Annotated in this window: 14 protein-coding genes; 9 read left to right on the top strand and 5 right to left on the bottom strand. The window is 48.4% G+C overall.

All coding sequences use genetic code 11. The features are described from left to right. Positions 1-2 precede the first annotated feature (2 nt). The 3 genes from GK108_RS13765 to GK108_RS13755 form a co-directional block, all read right to left on the bottom strand. A complete protein-coding gene (locus GK108_RS13765) occupies positions 3-1,196 on the bottom strand; it encodes an AGE family epimerase/isomerase (RefSeq protein ID WP_163949036.1) in 1,194 nt (397 codons plus the stop codon). Positions 1,197-1,563: 367 nt separating this feature from the next. Next, the gene (locus GK108_RS13760; RefSeq protein ID WP_317166524.1) at positions 1,564-2,640 is read right to left on the bottom strand and encodes an ROK family protein; all 1,077 of its coding nucleotides are present in this window, start codon (positions 2,638-2,640) and stop codon (positions 1,564-1,566) included. 501 nt (positions 2,641-3,141) lie between these two features. Then, complete coding sequence (locus GK108_RS13755) at positions 3,142-3,510, bottom strand: hypothetical protein (protein ID WP_163949030.1); 369 nt, start codon at positions 3,508-3,510, stop codon at positions 3,142-3,144. Positions 3,511-3,627: 117 nt separating this feature from the next. Between GK108_RS13755 and GK108_RS13750 the strand changes: the two genes are divergently transcribed. Together GK108_RS13750 and GK108_RS13745 are read left to right on the top strand one after the other, a co-directional pair. Beyond that, positions 3,628-4,137: a PPC domain-containing DNA-binding protein gene (locus GK108_RS13750; RefSeq protein ID WP_163949027.1), complete on the top strand. Its 510-nt coding sequence runs from the start codon at positions 3,628-3,630 to the stop codon at positions 4,135-4,137. Positions 4,138-4,256: 119 nt separating this feature from the next. Further along, positions 4,257-4,865: a cysteine hydrolase family protein gene (locus GK108_RS13745; protein ID WP_163949024.1), complete on the top strand. Its 609-nt coding sequence runs from the start codon at positions 4,257-4,259 to the stop codon at positions 4,863-4,865. A 12-nt stretch (positions 4,866-4,877) separates the two neighbouring features. Here GK108_RS13745 and GK108_RS13740 read toward each other — a convergent pair whose 3' ends face one another. Beyond that, positions 4,878-5,537: a TetR/AcrR family transcriptional regulator gene (locus GK108_RS13740; protein WP_163949023.1), complete on the bottom strand. Its 660-nt coding sequence runs from the start codon at positions 5,535-5,537 to the stop codon at positions 4,878-4,880. Between the two features lie 140 nt (positions 5,538-5,677). Between GK108_RS13740 and GK108_RS13735 the strand changes: the two genes are divergently transcribed. From GK108_RS13735 to GK108_RS13720, 4 genes are all read left to right on the top strand, one after another. Further along, on the top strand, positions 5,678-6,748 hold the full coding sequence (locus tag GK108_RS13735) for an efflux RND transporter periplasmic adaptor subunit (RefSeq protein WP_163949020.1): 1,071 nt from the start codon (positions 5,678-5,680) through the stop codon (positions 6,746-6,748). Then, positions 6,745-9,831 (top strand): efflux RND transporter permease subunit, encoded by a 3,087-nt coding sequence (locus tag GK108_RS13730; RefSeq protein ID WP_163949017.1) that lies wholly within the window; start codon positions 6,745-6,747, stop codon positions 9,829-9,831. The genes GK108_RS13735 and GK108_RS13730 overlap by 4 nt, the downstream gene beginning before the upstream one ends. 12 nt (positions 9,832-9,843) lie before the next feature. Continuing rightward, positions 9,844-11,175 carry a TolC family protein gene (locus GK108_RS13725; protein ID WP_163948999.1) on the top strand — a complete coding sequence of 444 codons (1,332 nt, stop codon included), beginning with the start codon at positions 9,844-9,846 and terminating at the stop codon, positions 11,173-11,175. 165 nt (positions 11,176-11,340) lie between these two features. Continuing rightward, the gene (locus GK108_RS13720) at positions 11,341-12,309 is read left to right on the top strand and encodes a YihY/virulence factor BrkB family protein (RefSeq protein ID WP_163948995.1); all 969 of its coding nucleotides are present in this window, start codon (positions 11,341-11,343) and stop codon (positions 12,307-12,309) included. A gap of 130 nt (positions 12,310-12,439) precedes the next feature. Here GK108_RS13720 and GK108_RS13715 read toward each other — a convergent pair whose 3' ends face one another. After that, complete coding sequence (locus GK108_RS13715) at positions 12,440-13,651, bottom strand: PQQ-dependent sugar dehydrogenase (protein ID WP_163948990.1); 1,212 nt, start codon at positions 13,649-13,651, stop codon at positions 12,440-12,442. 222 nt (positions 13,652-13,873) lie between these two features. On the opposite strand from GK108_RS13715, the gene GK108_RS13710 reads away from it, so the two are divergent. The 3 genes from GK108_RS13710 (at position 13,874) to GK108_RS13700 (ending at position 19,387) form a co-directional block, all read left to right on the top strand. Continuing rightward, positions 13,874-14,467: an RNA polymerase sigma factor gene (locus tag GK108_RS13710; RefSeq protein WP_163948987.1), complete on the top strand. Its 594-nt coding sequence runs from the start codon at positions 13,874-13,876 to the stop codon at positions 14,465-14,467. 99 nt (positions 14,468-14,566) lie between these two features. Then, positions 14,567-15,688, top strand: coding sequence for a FecR family protein (locus GK108_RS13705; protein ID WP_163948985.1), 1,122 nt, complete (start codon positions 14,567-14,569; stop codon positions 15,686-15,688). A gap of 276 nt (positions 15,689-15,964) precedes the next feature. Then, positions 15,965-19,387: a TonB-dependent receptor gene (locus tag GK108_RS13700; protein WP_163948982.1), complete on the top strand. Its 3,423-nt coding sequence runs from the start codon at positions 15,965-15,967 to the stop codon at positions 19,385-19,387. Positions 19,388-19,455 lie beyond the last annotated feature (68 nt).

The following is a 19,455-nucleotide window of genomic DNA, read 5'->3' as shown; positions in this document are numbered from 1 at the left end:
CGTTAAACGGGTAAGAGCGTGTTCGCTTTTTTCTCTGCAATAGCCTCCAGCGTTTTCCAACATTGGTACAGTCCTCTCGGGATGTGGAAGCATCCTTTCCATTTGCCACCTTTCAACGGCAGCAGTACGTCGCCCTGCCGGTTCAGATAGCCGAACCACTCGCCGTATTCACTATCGGCAAAATGTTCCCACGTATAGGCATGTACCTTTTCGAACCATGCCCAGCACCGCTCGTCGCCCGTGTGCAGATACCCTTTCAGGAGACTGATCAGGGTTTCGATATGTACCCACCAGAGTTTCTGATCCCATTCCAGCTGCTGCGGAGGACTACCTTTCACATCCAGAAAATAGAAGATCCCCCCGTATTGTTTATCCCAGCCGTATTCCAGAATCGACAGGGTAATATCCACGGCCTGTTGAATCAATGCCTGATTACCCGACCGCTCACCCAGATCCATAATAAACCACATGGATTCGAGGCCATGACCCGGATTGATCAGCCGACCTTCAAATGAATCGGAGAATGACCCATCCAGGCCGATGTTTTCCAGAATCAGGCCCAACTCAGGGCGGTAAAATTCGTTCATAACCGACCGGATTCCCGCAGCAATGGTTTCTTCAACCAGCTCTGGCTTTAACAGAGGCTCAATTTCCAGCACCAGATTACAGAGAATCATTGGCAGAGCGAAGTTCTTCAGCGGCCGGGTTCCCGGAAATGCCTTGTTGTATGGGCCTTTAGGATCATCCTTCCGGGCCAGTATGTTCAGGAACGTATCAACGGCTATATTTCCGTATTCCTTCACACCCGTTGCCTGATATAACTGGCCAAATGCCATTGTAGCAAAGCAGTCCGAGAATATGTTATACGGCTGAACTAGAGGCTGCCCCTCCTGAGTCAGTGAAAAATACCAGTTCCCTTCGGCATCACGCCCGTATTTTTTCAAGAACTCAGCTCCCTGAAGAGCAAAATCGAGCCATTCCTGCTTTTTTTCAACCCGGTTATACAGCATGGAAAAACACCATACCTGGCGGGCCTGTAGCCAGACAAATTTATCGGTATCATACACGTCGCCCTGCCGATCAAGGCAGGTAAAATAGCCGCCAAATTCCGGGTCGCCCGAGTTTTTCAACCAGAAAGGGATGACGTCTTCTAGCAGGTTAGTCTGGTATAGTTGCTGGTATTCGCTGAGTTGCATGAAATTGATGGTAAAAAATGTCTTCCGAGATAAAGCGTTTCGTTACGTGAGGTCTACTTTCCGATTATATTCTATTTTCTTTAGTAGACACTACTTAATAAATCAAATTATTAACGTAAGCGTAAAGTAACGTATTACAGATTAAGATGGCAACAGAAAATTAAAATAAATTTTATAGAGGCTAGGGTTGGCTGAGCGTCAAGAGACTTTGGCAATACCCATCAACAAACCTATTTCATTCGGATGCAGATACACATCACCAAATAATATACTATGCTATAATCAGTATAATATAGCAGAGATTCGACACTTGGAGGGAAGTGTTCAGAACGTAGCAAAACGGCCTTTATGCTAAAATTGGTACGTATTACACCAGCGATAGCGAGCGGTCGCGGACAAGCAGGCAGGCACCGATGATTCCGGCGTGTTCGCCTAGTGTTGAGAGTTTTAACTGAGTGTCGTTATTGACCAGACTCAGTGAATATTTATTGAGAGAAGTTTTGATCGGTAGCAGTAAATACTCCTTTGTTGTGGCCAGACTACCGCCAAGAATCACCAATTCAGGATTTAAGACATTGATTAAGAAGGCAATACCTCTACCCAGGTTTTCGCCCAGTTTAGCAATCAGTTCAATGGCCAGCACATCATCGTTCTTTGCGGCCTGGATAATATCCTCCATAGTAATAGCATCCGGATCTTGCCCATTACGTGTTAGCACCGAGGTAGAGCCTTCCAGCAGCTTTTCTCGAAACATGCGAACCAGCGCCCAGCCCGACCCTTCCGTTTCCAGACATCCTTTTTTACCGCAGTGACAGATCAATTCATTGTCGAAAATGGGAACGTGACCCAATTCACCTGCGTAACCTGATTTACCGTAATATAACTGACCGTCAATCATGATCCCGACCCCAATGCCATAATCGAGGTTTAGGAACATGACGTTTTTTTCTTTCTCCACCACACCTGCGCAAAACTCCCCATAGGCCATGGCGCGTGAGTCATTTTCCAAAAAAACGCGAATACCAACTTCCTGCTCAATGATTTCGCTCAGCGGCCGCTCCTCAAAGAAAAAAAAGCTATAACTGTAGCCTGTTGCGTAGTTGATACGTCCCGACAGATTGATACCGATGCCCCGAATTTTATCTTTGGAAACGGCTAATCCGGCAATAAATGCCTTAATATGCTGGCAGAGTGTGTCGAGTGACTCGCGGGTATTGTTAAGGGTATAGGGCAGATTTTCCGTTACGCTGATAAGGTTTTTCTGAAGATCGAGCAGCCCAATATTGACGTGGCTTTGTTTAACATCAACCCCAATGAAAAAGGCAGAATCGGGCACAACCCCGTACAAATTAGGCTTTCGCCCTCCGCTCGATTCAATTTTTCCGTAATCCTGAATCAGGCCTTCCTTGATCAGCTCCCCAACTACGGCGGTTACCTTGGGCACACTGATGACTAATTCTTTGCTTAGCTCAGGTATAATAGCATTTCCGACATTTGCGAAGTAGCTGAGGATACTTTTTTTAGGATCGACACTTCTACTGGAAGCTCTGCTATCATGTACGGCTTTAGTCATTATTACTACAATACGTTACCCCAAACTTACTAACTTGGATTAATAACTGCGCGTCTACTTTCTCATTATTTTACGAACCACACCACCAACCGTAACTTTCTTATAAAAATAAAAAGCCGCTCATTTACCTGATTATACTGATCAATAGTCCTGCTCACGAGCGATCTGTTGAAGGATTTAGCCCATCCTGCCAACTCATGATTAATATTTAATGTTCCCCTAAGTTTTTTCTAATGCTCTTCTAATACCCACTCACACAGGAGGGGGCTACCTTTGTACTTTAGTTTAACATGTATTTTTAAGGTAGATAATCAAAAACGCCCGCCCCTTTTGGGACAGGCGTTTTTAGTTTGTACGCAATCATACATTCCATTACGACTGAGCAGGCGGAAACGTAACAGAACCCGCTTTTTCGTCAGGGCTAAACACCCGAACCTGAATGGGCTGAGCCGAACCCGCTTCTGCACTTCCTGATGCCTGCCCTTTACTCAGATACGTAATAACCTCATCGGCATCGGCAAATGTCAGCGTTTCTAGCGCGCTACGTCCCTCCGTCCAGGCTGGGGTTGCTGCCTCATCCGTAGAAAGCAATAAATCTACTATGGTGAAATCCTTCGTTCGGGCCATCACCGCCAACGAATCAGGGCTGTCGCTGTCACCTTCGCGTTGTATGTTTAAAATCGTGTAATAATTACCGGCGTTACCGGTATTTTCAAAAAGCCAGGTCAAAATAGTTTTCATCACGTGAACAAGCATCAGTTTGTCAAAACCTATCAGGTGTACATCAATACACGTATCGATCATCAATAAAACCTGTCGATAGCGAATCAGTTTAGTTGATATACGAACTCTTACTCAATGGCTATAACAACTCACTTTGCGCTGATACTGGCGCTACTCTGCTCCTTTCTTGTCCCCTATACCCCAAAACCAGCTCAACCGGTAAAGCCCACGTACATCACTACGCCGACGGGTTATTTGATGGTGCTACGGCAGGGCGACGATGTATTGGCGAATCTAAAACAGGTAGCGATTCAGGAGAAAATTCCGAGCGCCAGTTTTACCGGCTTTGGCTTTGTGCATCCCACCTTTGGCTTCTGGAATGCCCAAAAGAAGGACTATGATCCTAAATCATTTCGCGACACAGAAATGGTCAGTATGACAGGAAGTATTGCCTGGAAAGAGAATCAACCGGCTCTACATGTTCACGCAGCGGTTTCCGATAAGAATTTCAATACGTTCGGCGGGCATGTGCTGGCGCTCGAAGTCGGCACGGGTTCCGTTGAGATCACGATTACGGTGCATAAAAAACGTTTGACCCGAATTGTCGATAAGCCAACGGGTGCCACCGTACTGAGCCTGGATTAACAACTATAGCCAATACGATATGGCAACGAGCCAGATCAATGTCTAATCACCGAATCCTAATAACCTAAAACAACTCCTGGTCATAGCTAGTCAAAGCTAGACAGATAGAATTTATTGGTATGCACATTCAGAATGAGGACTTACACGGCAATGCCCCGGACTCATCGCCCGTAGCTCTGCTCATTATTGACATGATTAATGATCTGGAATTTCCTGGTGGCGAAAACATAGTGGATGCCGCTCAGGAAGCAGCGCAACAAATTGCCAGCTTAAAAAAACAGGCCAAAGCGCTGAACATTCCGGTAGTATACGTTAACGACAACTTTGGCCGGTGGCGCTCCGACATGACTAAGCAGGTGGACCACTGCCTGAACGATGGTGTGCGCGGCCAACGGCTGGTAGAACTGCTACGTCCTGAACGCGATGACTACGTTGTATTAAAGCCCAAGCATTCGGCCTTCCATGCTACTACACTTGATGCACTACTCAACTACCTGCAAGCTGATCAACTGATTATCACGGGCATTAGCGCTGATGTTTGCGTGCAGTTCTCCGCTAGTGATGCCTATATGCGCGATTTTAAACTGTACATTCCTGAGGATTGTATTGCCAGTGATTCGACTGAGCACACACAGGAAGCGATTACGTACCTTAAACGTGTTCTCGACGCCGATACAACTCCCTCCTCCAGGCTACATCTGGAGCGCTTGGTTAAACAATCAGTCTAATACATCTATAAATTACACATCATAACACATTTCGGTTTCCTCACTTTGCACAGTCTGCTCAGTGTAGAACTTGGGCGTTAGCAAGCCCCGAAGAAGCAGAAGAATCATTTGATCAGCTAATTCGGCCATTTCAGTTGGAATCAGCCCGGCCATCTCATCCGGAAACTGTCTGACATAGTCGGGGTCGCTTAGCTGCTGCATGGCACTTATATAAACCATCAGCCCCAGGTAGCGGGTTGAGTCATTACGTAGATAGCCCACCCGCACTCCTTCATCCATAAGCGGGCCAAAATGCTTCAGAATAATATCACGTCGATAGGCACAAAGTTTCTCCCAGGCTTCTGGCTCCAAGCGCTTTAACTCAGCCAGAAACTCCTGACTGATATTCGCGAAGCTCACCCCCACAAAACGCAGGTATTCGGCTAATTTCTGCCGTAACGACAAATCAACATCATTGATAATCGCTTCTGCATCCCGGTCATATTCAGCAACAAACTGATCGATGCACGCTTTCAGCATATCGGATTTGCCGGCAAAATGATTGTAAATCGTCTTTTTACTGATGCCTAAATCCCGGACGATATCATCGACCAGCACATTATTATACCCGTTTTCTAAAAACAATCGTCTGGCAGCCTCAACAATCCGCTCCCTCATTTTTTCTTTAGCCATTCTAATAAATTAACACACAAAGAAACCAAAACTAATACAAAAGTGTAATATTTGCAAAAATTTACACTTTTACCCCCTTCCAAATGTAAAACTGGGTTTTCTAGTCATAAATCTCACTGATCTATCATATAACTATAACGATGAATCCTACTTATCGACAACTTTACTCATCCGTGTGGATGCTGACGGCGCTACTGGCCTGTCAGCCATCATCCGAAAAGCAGCAAACAGCAGCATCTGCCGTAGCTGACACGTCAACAGCCATTCCCGTTGTTGTTAGCCGTGTAAAGGACTCTCAGGCAAATGGACAACTCGTGCTGAGCGGCTCGGCGGAGTCTGAAACAACAGTCAACCTGGGATTTATGGTTAGCGGCAAACTCAATCGCGTTACTATTCAGGAAGGCCAAACCGTTCGGGCCGGTCAGCTCATTGCTTCCATTGAACCAACCGACTATCAGTTAGGCGTAACGATTGCCAACGCCAACGTAGCACGGGTACAGGATGAGTACAATCGACTCACCATTCTTAAAGAACGCGGGAGTGTTACGCCCAGCGATTACGAAAAAGCCGTTACGGGATTGGCCGAAGTAAAAGCCCGCCAGCAGCTTGCAGAAAAGAATCTGAAAGAGACGAAATTATACTCCCCCATTTCGGGTATTGTAGCTCGTAAAGGGGCCAATCCAGGCGAAATCATTCCACAGGGGCAGCCTCTGTTTCAAATAGCCGACATAGAGCCGATCAAAATCAGGGTTTCGGTACCCGAGTCGGAGGTTGGCCAGCTCCGGCTTGGACAAACGGCGCAGGTGAGCATCCCTGCCCTCAACAAGAACTTTACGGGTAAAGTATCGCTGATTGGCGCGGTAGCCGATCCAACTACACGTGCCTATTCTGTCAAAATTGATCTTCCCAACCCACAGTTACACATTCGGCCGGGCATGATTGCAGATGCTACGTTGCCCTCTTCTCAGGCAAAAAAAGCGCTCGTTCTGCCAGGAAACGCGGTGCTACGTGACGACGATCAGTCAACGTATGTTTTCGTCGCTGACACTCAGAAAAAACAGGCATTCAGACGGAAGGTAACCATTGGGCAAATCTTCGCCAACGATGTTGAGATTACGTCAGGACTTACGCCAGCCGATCTGGTGATTACGGGCGGACAGCAGAAACTACAGGATGGGGCAGCGATTCAATTTAACCAGCCAGCACAATGAACGTTATAAAAGGCTCTCTAAAATACCCTCAGGTCACCTTAAGTATTGTGTTTCTGGCGGTAGCAGTGGGCATTTACTCGCTGCTGAGTATGCCCCGCCGGGAAGACCCCAAAATTACGATTCGAACCGGGCTCGTACTGGCTTTTTATCCAGGCGCGAATTCGGCCCAGGTAGAAGATCAGGTTACCCGAAAAATTGAACAGTACTTATTTGGGTACGCGGAAGTCCGGAAAGAAAAAACCTACTCGACCACGCGCGATGGAGCGGTGGTGATCAATGTCGAGCTGGAAGAAAATGTCAAAAATCCAGATGTATTCTGGTCGAAACTCCGACATGATCTCAATCAGGCTAAAGTGCTGGACTTGCCTCAGGGCGTTCAGGGTCCCATCGTGAATACTGATTTTGGCGATACAGTAGCCTTGCTGATTGGCATTGAATCGGATCAGCTTACCTATTCTGAACTGACTCAATACCTGAAACAGATTGAGGATGGGCTTCGAACGATCAAAGCGGTTTCGAAAATCCGCCGATACGGCGAGCAGAAAGAGCAGATTACGATTACAGCCCGCTCCCAGCAAATGGCGCAGTATGGCATTAAATGGACGCAGGTTGTTCAGCTCCTTCAGGCTCAGAATGCTATTAAAGCGACGGGCGACGTCAAGACTGAGCAGTCGCAGGTGCCGTTGTATGCACAGGGGTACTACAACACGGAGCAGGAAATCAGCAATCAGGTGATTGGTACGTCACAAACCGGGTCCGTTATTCGGCTGGGCGACGTAGCCACCATCAAACGCGAATATGCCGACCCAACATCCCGTATTAATGTAAACGGTCATCATTCCCTGATGCTATCGGTTGAAATGCAGGAAGGGAATAATATTGTTCAGTTTGGCGATAACGTAGCGGCCAAGCTAACGGAGATTCAGCAGCATCTGCCCAGTACGATCAAGCTAACAACGGTAGTCAATCAACCTCAGATTGTACAGCACAGTGTCAGCGATTTCATTCGGGAGTTCTTTCTGGCTATCGTTTCAGTCGTTATCGTAACCATTATTCTCCTGCCCTTTCGCATTGCAGCGGTTGCCGCCATGGCTATTCCCGTAACAGTAGCCGTTACGTTCGCGATGCTGCACACCTTTGGTATTGAGCTTCATCAGGTATCGTTAGCGGCCCTGATCGTCGTCCTGGGCATGGTGGTCGATGACGCTATCGTGATCGCCGATAATTACGTTGAACTACTCGACGAGGGCATAGACCGGTGGACCGCAGCCTGGCGTAGCGCCAGCGACCTTGTCGTTCCGGTGCTGACGGCAACAGCCACCATCATTGCCTCTTTCCTGCCGATGGTTATCCTGAGTGGCTCGGTAGGAGAATTTATTTTTTCGCTTCCCATCACGGTGTCCATTGCGCTGGCCTCTTCGTTTGTTGTGGCCATGCTGCTCACGCCCTTTCTGTGTTACACGTTCATCAAAAAAGGCTTACATCAGCATGCGGCAACGGATAGCGAGCAGCCCCGCCACAAGCGAAAATCGCTGCTGGACTACATGCAGGAAGGCTACGACAGCGCTATTAGCTGGTGCGTCGATCATCGGACCGTAACCATTCTTTTTGCCGTATTGTCGATTGCGGCTTCAGGGCTCTTATTTAAGGCTATCCGGCAAAAATTCTTCCCGGCGGCCGAGCGCAACCAGTTTGTGGTAGAGGTATGGATGCCCACCGGAACCAAACTGGCTAAGACGCAGGAAGCTATCGGTAAGCTGGAAGATTTGGTTAAAAACGACAAACGGGTAGCCAATTACTCTTCCTTTGTCGGCACCAGTGCACCCCGGTTCTACTATAATTTCTCGCCCGAACCACCGGTTACAAACTACGGACAGATTCTGATCAACACCAACACGATTGAAGACACCGAAACGCTGGCCGACGAGCTGACCAATAAAGTAGCCTCCGCCGTTCCGGATGGCACCCCACGGGTTCGGCAAATGCAACAGGGCTCGCTGATGATTGCTCCTGTTGAGGTTCGGGTCATCGGAAATGACCTCAACGAATTAAAGCGGATTGGCTCACAGATACAGGCCATTGTCCGCAAAACACCGGGCACATCGCTGGTTCGCACCAATTTCAAAGAAGATTATTATGGAGTAGGGATCAGCCTGAAAGATGAAGCCAACCGGCTTGGCTTTACAACGACTGGCGTAGCGACCAGTATCTATACAGGTTTCGCGGGGGCTCCAATATCGGTGCTGTATGAAGGCGATCAGCCGATCAATCTGGTCCTTCGGCTGGATGAAGAAAGCCGCCGGAATTTCACCGACCTGGAAAATACGTACATCAATTCACCGGTAACGGGCTCCAGCGTACCACTTCGGCAAATTGCTACGCTTCGACCAGAATGGCAAACCGGACGTATCATGCATCGTAATGGTGTTCGGACGCTGACGATCCAATGTGAGCCCAGCGGCACTACGTTGCCGTCCGAAATTCTGAAAACGATTCAGCCCCAAATCGCCAAGATTCAGCTACCCGTTGGCTACAGCATTAGCTATGGTGGCGAGGACGAAAACCGCCGGGAAACATTCAGCCAGATGGTTGGAGCGCTGGGCATCAGTCTTGTCCTGATCTTCCTGATCTTATTGTTCCAGTTCCGTAACCTGAAAGAATCGCTGATTGTGATGGCTTCCATTCCGCTCAGCCTATTCGGTGCCCTGCTGGGACTGGTAGTGACCGGCAACCCATTCGGCTTCACGGCTTTTATGGGACTGATTAGTTTGTCTGGGATTGTAGTCCGGAATGCCATTATCCTTGTCGACTATGCCAATGAACTCATTCGCAAAGGCATGTCTATCCGAACGGCGGCCGTTGAAGCGGGTAAGCGTCGTCTTCGGCCTATTTTTCTGACCACAATGGCGGCTGCTATCGGCGTAGTACCGATGATTCTGTCGGGGTCACCCATGTGGAGTCCACTGGCCAGTGTTATTGCTGTGGGTGTCATTTTCTCCATGGTCATGACCCTGCTGGTGATTCCCGTTCTGTTTGTGATGACGGTCAAAAGCGAAAAACCCGCAGCCCTGCCAACCACTTAGATTCGTTCAGTCATGAAGTCTTATCTTAACATTCTTTTATTTATTGGCCTTTGTGAGCCTCTACTGGCGCAGTCCGCTCAGCCTCTCAGCCTGGCCCAGGCACAGGAACAGGCTGTTCAACAAAACCGGCGACTCAAAATAGCCCGCTCGAAAGTTGAGGAAAACGGCTATAAAGTCACCGAAGCCCGGAGTCGTCTGTATCCTATGATTCTGGCGAACGGTATGTATACCTACAACGGTATCACCCGCGACTTAACCCTGCCCCGTGGTTCCATTGGCGTATTGCCTGGCACAACGCCCATTCCGCTACCCCAACAGGATCTAACGTTGTTCCAGGCAAAGCATAATCTGTTTTTTGGCAGTGTGCTAGCCTATCAGCCCATTAGTTTGATTAGCAAGATAAAAGATGGGATAAAAGTAGCGCAAACCGATGTGGAGCTGGCCAACACGCAGGTTAGCCAGGCCGAACTGGCGATTCGGCAGGGGGTAGAAAAACTTTATTTCGGCCTGCTCATTGCACAACGTCAGCAACAGCAGCAACAGGCCACCATTGAACTGACCCAGGCCAAACTGTATGATCTGGAAAGCGCTCTGCTGGCCGGAAAAACCGACCCGGTCAACAAAGTAGGTTTACAGGCTGATCTGGCTAATCAGCAACAGCAACTGTTGCAAACCAGTAATCAGGTAGAAGACTATACCGCCGACCTGAACGAATTGCTCGGCCAGCCTTCCAGCACCAGTTTAACCGTTAGTCCGCTGACGGACTCGCTACCTGCGCTGGCTCCTCTGGCAACGTTTCTGGAGCAGTCTAAAGGTAATCTGGAACTTCGGCAGGCCATCCAAACCAGCGAAAAAGCGACGTTGGGTGTCAAAGCGGCCCGCAAAGATTATATTCCAACGGTTGGAGCGCTGGGTGGTTATCTGTTCCAGAACGTCATTTCAGATCTGCCACAGAGCAATTATTTTCTGGGCCTGCAGGTGAGTTACAATCTCGTTGATTTTGGTCGCCGAAAAGCAACGCTTAATCAACGTTTATCGCAGCAGCAACAGGCCGACGAGAACCGCCAATATACTCAGGAGCACGTAACGCTTGAGGTAGAAAAAGCGTACCGCAAAGCCAAACAGGCTCAGTCGCTTATGCCTATCGCGACTCAGGCGGCCCAGTATCGACGCGATGAGCTGAAACTGAAAAGCGACCGGCTGGCGGCCGGTCTGGCCCTGAAACGCGACGTATTGGAAACTCAGGCGGCTCTGGCCAAAGCCGAAGCCGATTTGTATTCGGCTCAGCTTGCCTATCGGCTGGCTATCTCCGATTTAAACCAGCTCACAGGACGTAACCAGTAAAAGCCTTTTCCGGTCGAACGTTATGGCTAAAAAAGTGTGGTCTATCACTCATAACCACGCTTTTTTAGCAACAACCCTGCAGGGTTTGAGTTATTTGAATAACGCTTTTGGTCAGCTCATTTACTGAGTGTAAGCCAATTACGAATTCACTAGCTCACAAACGTTATGACGACAAAGACAGAAACACTTTCCTTTTCCAACATATGGGGCATATTAAAAGACTCCTTCAATGGCTTCCTGGACGACAGATGTCTGAAACTCAGTGCCGCGTTGGCCTATTATACGGTTTTTTCGCTGGCCCCACTTTTGGTATTAATCATTTCTTTGATCAGTATTTTCCTGGGCGAAGAAGCGATCCGAGGGCAAATCTTTTCCCAGTTGAACGGTTTGGTTGGTGCTGAAGCGGCCAAACAGATTCAGGATATGATCAAGAATGTAGAGCTATCTGGCAAAACCAATACGGCGTTTGTTCTTGGTATTGTTACGTTGCTGTTTGGTGCTACCAGCATTTTCGTAGAGATCCAGGACTCGGTCAATATGATCTGGCGGGTGAAGGCTAAACCAAAACGTGGCTGGCTGAAAATCATAAAAGACCGACTGCTTTCGTCATCGCTGGTTGTTAGCCTGGGCTTTTTACTGCTTGTTTCTTTAATAATTAACGGTCTCGTACTGGCCCTTAGCGATTTTCTGACACGCTATTTACCTGGCTTAAGCGTTCTGCTTATCAGCGTATTTAATTTTGCACTCAGCACGGGCGTCGTTGCCGTTTTGTTTGGTGTTATCTTCAAAGTGTTACCCGATGCTAAAATTGCCTGGAAAGATGTTCGCTGGGGAGCCTTCTTTACGGCTTTACTATTTATGCTCGGTCGGTATTTGATTGGTCTATATATCCAAACTACTAGTACCAGTTCAACCTATGGCGCTGCTGGCTCGTTGATTGTGATTCTGCTCTGGATCTATTACACAGCGGCTATTCTTTATTTTGGCGCCGAATTTACCCAAGCTTACGCGAATTGCCTTGGTGTAAAAATAGAGCCCGCCGACTATGCCGTCTATGTGGAACAAACCGAACGCGAACGGAAAGTATCGGCAATTCCCATCGACCAGAAAATTGAACAGGCATCGGGGAAATAGTTTATGGTTTGTGGTTTGTGGTTTGTGGTTTTCAGTTTAGAGTTTTCAGTGGCTGACGCGTCAGCAAGTATTTGGCGTCAGCCACTGAAAACTCTAAACCACAAACCGAAAACCATAAACTCTAAACTGCCTACTGCCGATAGCTTACCCGGTAAATGACACCGTTGTTGTCGTCAGTAAAGAGCAATGACCCATCGGTATGCATGGTAATACCAACCGGACGGCCAAATTGCGCCTGGTTATTATTGACCAGGAAGCCAGTTACAAAATCCTGTGCGCTGACCGGCTTTCCGTTTTCAAAATGAATCCGTACCACTTTATAACCAGACGGTTTAGTACGGTTCCAGGAACCTCGCATCGTAGCAAACGCATCGTTTTGATACTCCGCAGGAAATTGCGATCCCGTATAGAAAATCATACCCATTGGCGCAGCATGCGGCTCGTATAGTAATGATGGCAGAGTTGTTTTTGCCAGAATATCCGCATAAGTCGTATCGCCCATAGGTCGAGGATGTGGATTGTATCGTCCGTCACCATAGATGTAAGGCCAGCCATAAAAAGCCCCCTGTTTAATCAGATTCAGTTCTTCTTCCTGCTGATCATCCCCTAACCAGTCGATACCATGATCAAGCCCCCAAAGCTCCTGTGTTTGGGGATGCCAGCCAAATCCAATCGTATTACGTAATCCATTGGCATAAATGATACGTCCCGTACCGTCGGCATTAGCGCGCAGAATGGTTGCATTTTCTGGATTTGAATCGGCGCAGGCATTACAGGTACTGCCTACCGTAATATACATATATCCATCAGGACCAAAAGCAATGGTCCGGTTAGGATGCTGTCCGCCATCCGGCAAATCGTTAATGATACGTTGCGGATCAGATAGCGTCCCGTCTGAATTAATAGTTGATACGTATACGTCCTTAATGGTCACCAGATACATTTTCCCGGTGTGAATGGTCAATCCGTGCACATCCTTGACGGAGGCAACTGTCTGTTTCTGATCGGCACGCCCGTCGTTATTAGTATCACGTAGTAACGTAACGGTTCCAGCCATTCGGTCGGTTACGTACACAGCCCCAGCCTCACCAACGGTCAGCATCCGTGGCTTACCCAAGCTATCAGCAAACTTCGTCACTGTAAAGCTCGCAGGGGCTTTCAACTGAGCAATTCGCGCATCGGTAGCCTGTACCAAAGCCGGTTCAAAAACATTCCCCTGTACCTGCGAGGAGGTGGACTGCTCGTTTGTTTCTGGTATCTGGGAATCAAATACCTCATCCTTGCTACAGGAGGCTAATAATACTAAACCCCCAATAATCACTGCCGGGACTACGTTTTTCATTGACTTAAACTGTTTACGTTGAGTTTCTGGCTTTTTTCTAATCCTAGCGACAGAAGAAGCCCTATGTCTCCTTAAACCAGTGCGTAGAACCGCAGTTCATAAATAGGCCCACCGGCAAGGTAACGGCCAGCGATTTCTGAAATTTTTCAGGAAGAAATGAAGCTTTTTCACGTTGAATTTGTTGCCAACTATATACCCGCAGATTCACTAGATTACCACTTCATGTCTGTTAGTTCGAACTCTTTTCCAGATGATGACCACCTATTGTGGCAGAAATTCAGGGAAGGAGACACTGTAGCATTAGGTCATCTAGCCCGCAAATATTACCAGACGCTTTTCGGATACGCTACTAAGTTCACGAAAGATAAGGCCCTCATTGAAGATGCTATTCAGGACATTTTTCTGAAGCTTTGGGAACACCGCACTCAACTGAGCGATACGCTGTTTGTGAAGTTTTACCTGCTCAAGACACTACGTCATCACTTCATTAAGGCTCATCAGAAACACCTCCCCATCAATGAAACGCTCCACGAATGGCTCGATGTGAGCGACGATGATAGCGTTGAGCGCAAAATTATTGACGAAGAAAACTGGCAGCTGACACAACAACAACTGAAATCGCGGGTTGCTGATCTGTCGAAACGGCAGCGGGAAGCGTTGTATCTCCGCTACTACGAAAACCTCTCCTACGAACAGATTGCTCAAACGATGAGCATCAACGCCCAATCTGTCGCCAATCTGCTCCAGAACTCGCTTAAACGCCTGCGCGACCACTGGACGTACCTCCTGCTGCTTTATTACTCGCTGTTTATGTGAGCGTTACGTAGTAAGAAAAAATTTTTCTTGAAAAAATTAAGTATAAAGCCCTCTAAACCGGATAATCCATTGTATCGAGGCTATTAACTGCCTTTTTCAATGAAAGATTATCAATTCTTCGAGTTTGAGGATTTTCTGGAAGATGCTGATTTCCAGCGCTGGATTTACCGACCCACTGCGCAGGATACGCTGTTATGGAACCAATGGCTGGCCAGCCATCCGGAAAAAGCAGCGGTGGTTGAGCAAACCAGGCAGCATCTTCTGGACATTAAGGGAAGCGTTCCTGTGTTGTCCGAAGACTACATTAGTCAGAAAGTAGCTCAGATTGTTGAACAGGCGAAGGTGGCTAACGATACGCCAATTAAACCGTTGCCGGTGATTCGTCGGTTTACGACAATATGGTACTACGCAGCCGCTTCAGTAGTTCTGTTGCTCGGGTTATTCTGGATCTACCAAATCCGGCTGTCAGCGTCAGTACGTTCAGAGGCTCCGATCTATGCCCAGCTCACCGAAAACGCTACGTATCCATTGCTCGAAGTGGCCAATACGAGTAAGCTTCCGAAAAAAATAACCCTTGCCGATGGCAGTACGGTTGTTCTGTATAAAAATAGCCGTATAAGCTATCCTGAAAAATTTGGAGGCACTAGTCGCGAGGTATATCTGACCGGCCAGGCTTTCTTTCAGGTTCAGAAAAACCCGAATAAACCGTTCCTGGTTTACGCCAATGAGCTGGTTACAAAAGTGTTGGGGACCAGTTTCTTTGTCAAAGCCTATGAACAGGATAAAGATGTTCAGGTAGTGGTCAGAACAGGTAAAGTGTCGGTGTTCGCCAAAACCGACAAACAGGCCCCCCAACTGCAATCGAGCCCCGATTTGGGAGCGCTAATTCTGACTCCGAACCAGCAGGCTATTTTAAAACGGACCGATAAACAACTGGTTCGTTCGCTGGTGGCTTTACCCGTTCGAATTGATCTACCCCAGAAACTCACAACGTCTTTTGTTTTCAAACAAACCCCCATCGCAGAGGTCTTTGCAGCACTGGAGCGCGCTTACGGCGTCGATATTGTTTTCGACGAAACAACCATGGCCCATTGTACGCTTACGGCCCGCCTGGACGACGAATCATTATTCAAAAAACTAGATTGGATTTGTGCCGGTACCGAGTCAAGCTACGAAGCAGTAGACGGAAAGATTATCATTACGAGCAAAGGATGTGTGTAAAAAAGTTTTCAGTTTATAGTTTTCAGTTTTCAGTGGCTAACGCGTCAGCAAGTATTTGGCGTCAGCCACTATAAACTCCAAACTGAAAACTATTACCTCTAACCCCCTACCGCATGATGTAAAAAAGACCTGATGAGTGCCTAAAAAAAAGCCGCCGGTGCGCCAACACCGACGACTTACACGATTCCGCTACGATGTCGCCAAACATCGGCCTCCTGCGAGGCTATCGGAGTCTTTTGCCAATTCTCCCAGAATCAACAAAAAGTGTCAAAAAATATGAAAAACAAACGACAGTTGCGTGAGCAAGTCTTAAAAATCATGCAAATTAGTCTGCTACAGTTCGCTCTGGCCATCGTGTTTGCAACGATATCGTTCGCTCATGATAGCAAAGGCCAGGAGTTACTCGACCGACGTATTAATATTACCTGCACCAACCAGACCATCGAACAGGTTCTGGAACAGATTGAACAGACCGCCCAGGTTCGTTTTCTCTATAGCGCTGAATTGATCCGGGCCGACCGCCGTGTCAGCTTCTCCATAAAAAACCAGCCGTTGGCTACGGTTCTCGATAATTTGTTTAGGCCACTTCAGATCAATTACGAAGTGTCGAGTCAACAGATTATTCTGAAACGAGCATCGTCTTCAACCCGTTCTACCACAGAAAGCCCAAACGTCGAACGGGCCGCCCTCGCCGTATCCGGAAAAGTAACCAGTGATGCGGGTGAAGAGCTGCCCGGCGTGAGCGTTGTGATTAAAGGAACAACAACAGGAACCGTAACGGATGTAAACGGGAATTTCACCCTGAACGTACCGGACAATAACGCTGTGCTGGTGTTCAGCTTTGTTGGTTTTCAGAGCAAAGAAGTCCCTGTTAATGGCCAAACCACGCTGAACGTAACGCTGGCAACTGATGTACAGTCGCTTTCTGAAGTGGTGGTGGTTGGGTACGGTACCCAGCGTCGGCAGGAGCTAACCACCGCCGTTACGTCGGTCAATAGCCAATCGCTGGAACGCCAACCCGTAGCGGGTTTCGATCAGGCTTTGCAAGGACAGGCTCCCGGTATTCAGGTTACGTCGCCAACGGGTGCGCCGGGTGCGGGGATCAACGTTCGGATTCGTGGTAATAACTCCGTCAGTTTGACGAACTCGCCCCTCTACGTTATCGACGGCGTACCTGTTCTACCAACTTATGATCGCGAACTAGGCGTTGGTAACCAGCGTCCGAATCCATTGAATACGCTGAATCCCAGCGATATTGAATCGATCGACGTACTGAAAGATGGGGCGGCTGCGGCTATTTACGGCTTGCGGGCTTCCAATGGCGTTGTGGTTATCACCACCAAACGTGGTAAAACCGGAAAAGCGCAGGTTAATTTCAGTGCTTACTACGGTACTCAGCAATTGCGCCGGAAAATACCGCTGCTGAACTCGCGTCAGTTTGCCGAGTATTATAACGATGCCCAGGCTGCCGCCGGTCAGTCGCCAGCGTTCACCAACCTGGATTCGTTGCCCTACAATACCGACTGGCAGGATGCTGTGTATCGGCAGGCCGCTATCCGTAACTACCAGGTTAGCCTGAGCGGTGGTACGGATAAAACCAAGTACTACGTATCGGGTGGGTATTTCAAACAGGACGGTATTGCGCTGAACTCTGGATTCGACCGCTACAGTTTCAAGCTGAACCTCGACCAGCAGATGAGTACTCGTTTCCGACTGGGAACCAGTCTGAACCTGAGCCGTACCAATACCAACGGTAGTGTTCGGAGTGAGCTGGGGGCTGGAAATTCCGGTACGGTTCTGGGTGCGCTGGCGCAGATCCCAACGATCCCGATCCGCAATGCCGACGGTACGTATAGCATCAACCCATTCCAGCAGTTCGATAACCCCGTTGGAAACCTGCTGGAAACGCGCAATAACGCCGTCATTTACCAGGTGATCGGCAATGCCTACGGCGAATTCGACGTATTGAAAAACCTGACATTCAAAAGCTCGCTAGGTCTGGATTTCCGGTCACAGATTGAAAACGAGTTCATCTCCCGTAATTATCCGGGAATGCAGAACGCCAGCCCAGCCACACGCGGTAGTGCCCGTACGGGTACCAATCAGCAACTGATCTGGTTGTGGGAAAATACGCTGACCTACGACCCGAACCTTGGCGATAAGCATAACCTGACGCTGCTGGCAGGTCAGTCGACGCAGGTGTCTGACCGATTTACCTCGGGCGCTTCGGTCACCGGCTTCCCGTCAAATTCGGTTCCTTATCTGTCGGCAGGTACGCAGTTTACGCGGCCATCGAGCTACCAGGATCAGTGGGGCCTATTTAGCCTGTTTGCCCGCGCGATTTATAACTACGACGAACGTTATCTGGCTACGTTGAGCTTACGGGCCGACGGATCGAGCCGGTTTGCTCCAGGCAATCGCTTCGGTTATTTCCCAGCCGTATCGTTAGGATGGCGTGTATCGCGTGAAGGTTTCTTCCCACAGAATTCGGCGGTTAACGACCTGAAAGTACGGGCCAGCTTTGGGGCCAATGGCAACCAGGAGATTGGTGCCTACGACCGATTCAGTACGTATGGTTCAGGGTATAACTACGCCGATGGTACTGGCATTGCAGGTGGTATCGCGCCAAACCGAATCGGGAATGCACTGCTGAGCTGGGAAACAACGTACCAGTACAACGCGGGTGTTGATCTTGGCCTTTTCAAAGATCGGCTGACCGTTAACGTAGATGCGTATCTGAAACAGACGAAAAACCTGCTGACAAACGTGCCTCTTCCGTACAACGCTGGTGCGTTAGATCCACAGACGACCCAAAATATTGGTACGGTTCAGAACAAAGGATTTGAAATTGGCCTGAACTCCACCAATATCCAGAGCGAAGGCAACGGCTTTAACTGGTCCAGTAATCTGAACTTCTCACTGAACCGCAATAAAGTGGTCGATATTGGTACGCTACGTAACGATCAGGGCCAAGAGGTAGACCGGACCATTATCGGTACGTACACTATCACGCAAAAAGGAGCACCGCTGGGCGCTTTCTATGGCTACGTTGTGCAGGGTATTTTCCAGACGGCCGACGAAATTGCGGGCGCTCCCACGCAGCCAGGTCAGCCACAACCAGGCGATATTCGCTTTGCGGACCTGAACGGCGACGGCCGAATCGACGCCAACGACCGGACCATTATCGGAAATCCTAACCCGAACTTCATTGCTGGTTTTACCAACAATTTCTCGTACAAAGGATTTGAATTGAGCCTGTTCTTCCAGGGTAGTTTCGGTAACGACATCTACAACCAGAACCGCGTAACGATTGAAGGGATGTCTGATCCGCTGAACCAGACCACGGCCGTATTAAATCGCTGGACACCAACGAATACGAACACGACCATGCCGCGCGCGGTACGTTACGATCCGAACCAGAATAACCGATTTTCGACCCGGTTCATTGAAGATGGCACCTACGTTCGTCTGAAAAACCTGACGATTGCCTACAACCTGCCCAGCAAGTTCATCAATAAGGCAAAAATCAACGGTGTTCGCGTTTATCTGACCGGACAAAACCTGCTCACGTTCACCAATTACAGTGGCTATGATCCTGAAGTTAGTGCTGATCCATTCTCATCCGTTGGTTTTGGCCGCGACTTCGGTGTTTATCCGCAAGCCCGGACCTATACAGCCGGTCTTAGTGTCACATTTTAATGATAGAATGATTGATTGAGTAAATGATAGAATACCAGTTAGAACATCATTCAATCAATCATTCTATC

This window comes from Spirosoma terrae, assembly GCF_010435915.1.
In the GTDB taxonomy this organism is placed as follows: domain Bacteria; phylum Bacteroidota; class Bacteroidia; order Cytophagales; family Spirosomataceae; genus Spirosoma; species Spirosoma terrae.
Note: the sequence above shows the minus strand (reverse complement) of the source record. Positions and strands in the feature narration are given on the sequence as shown.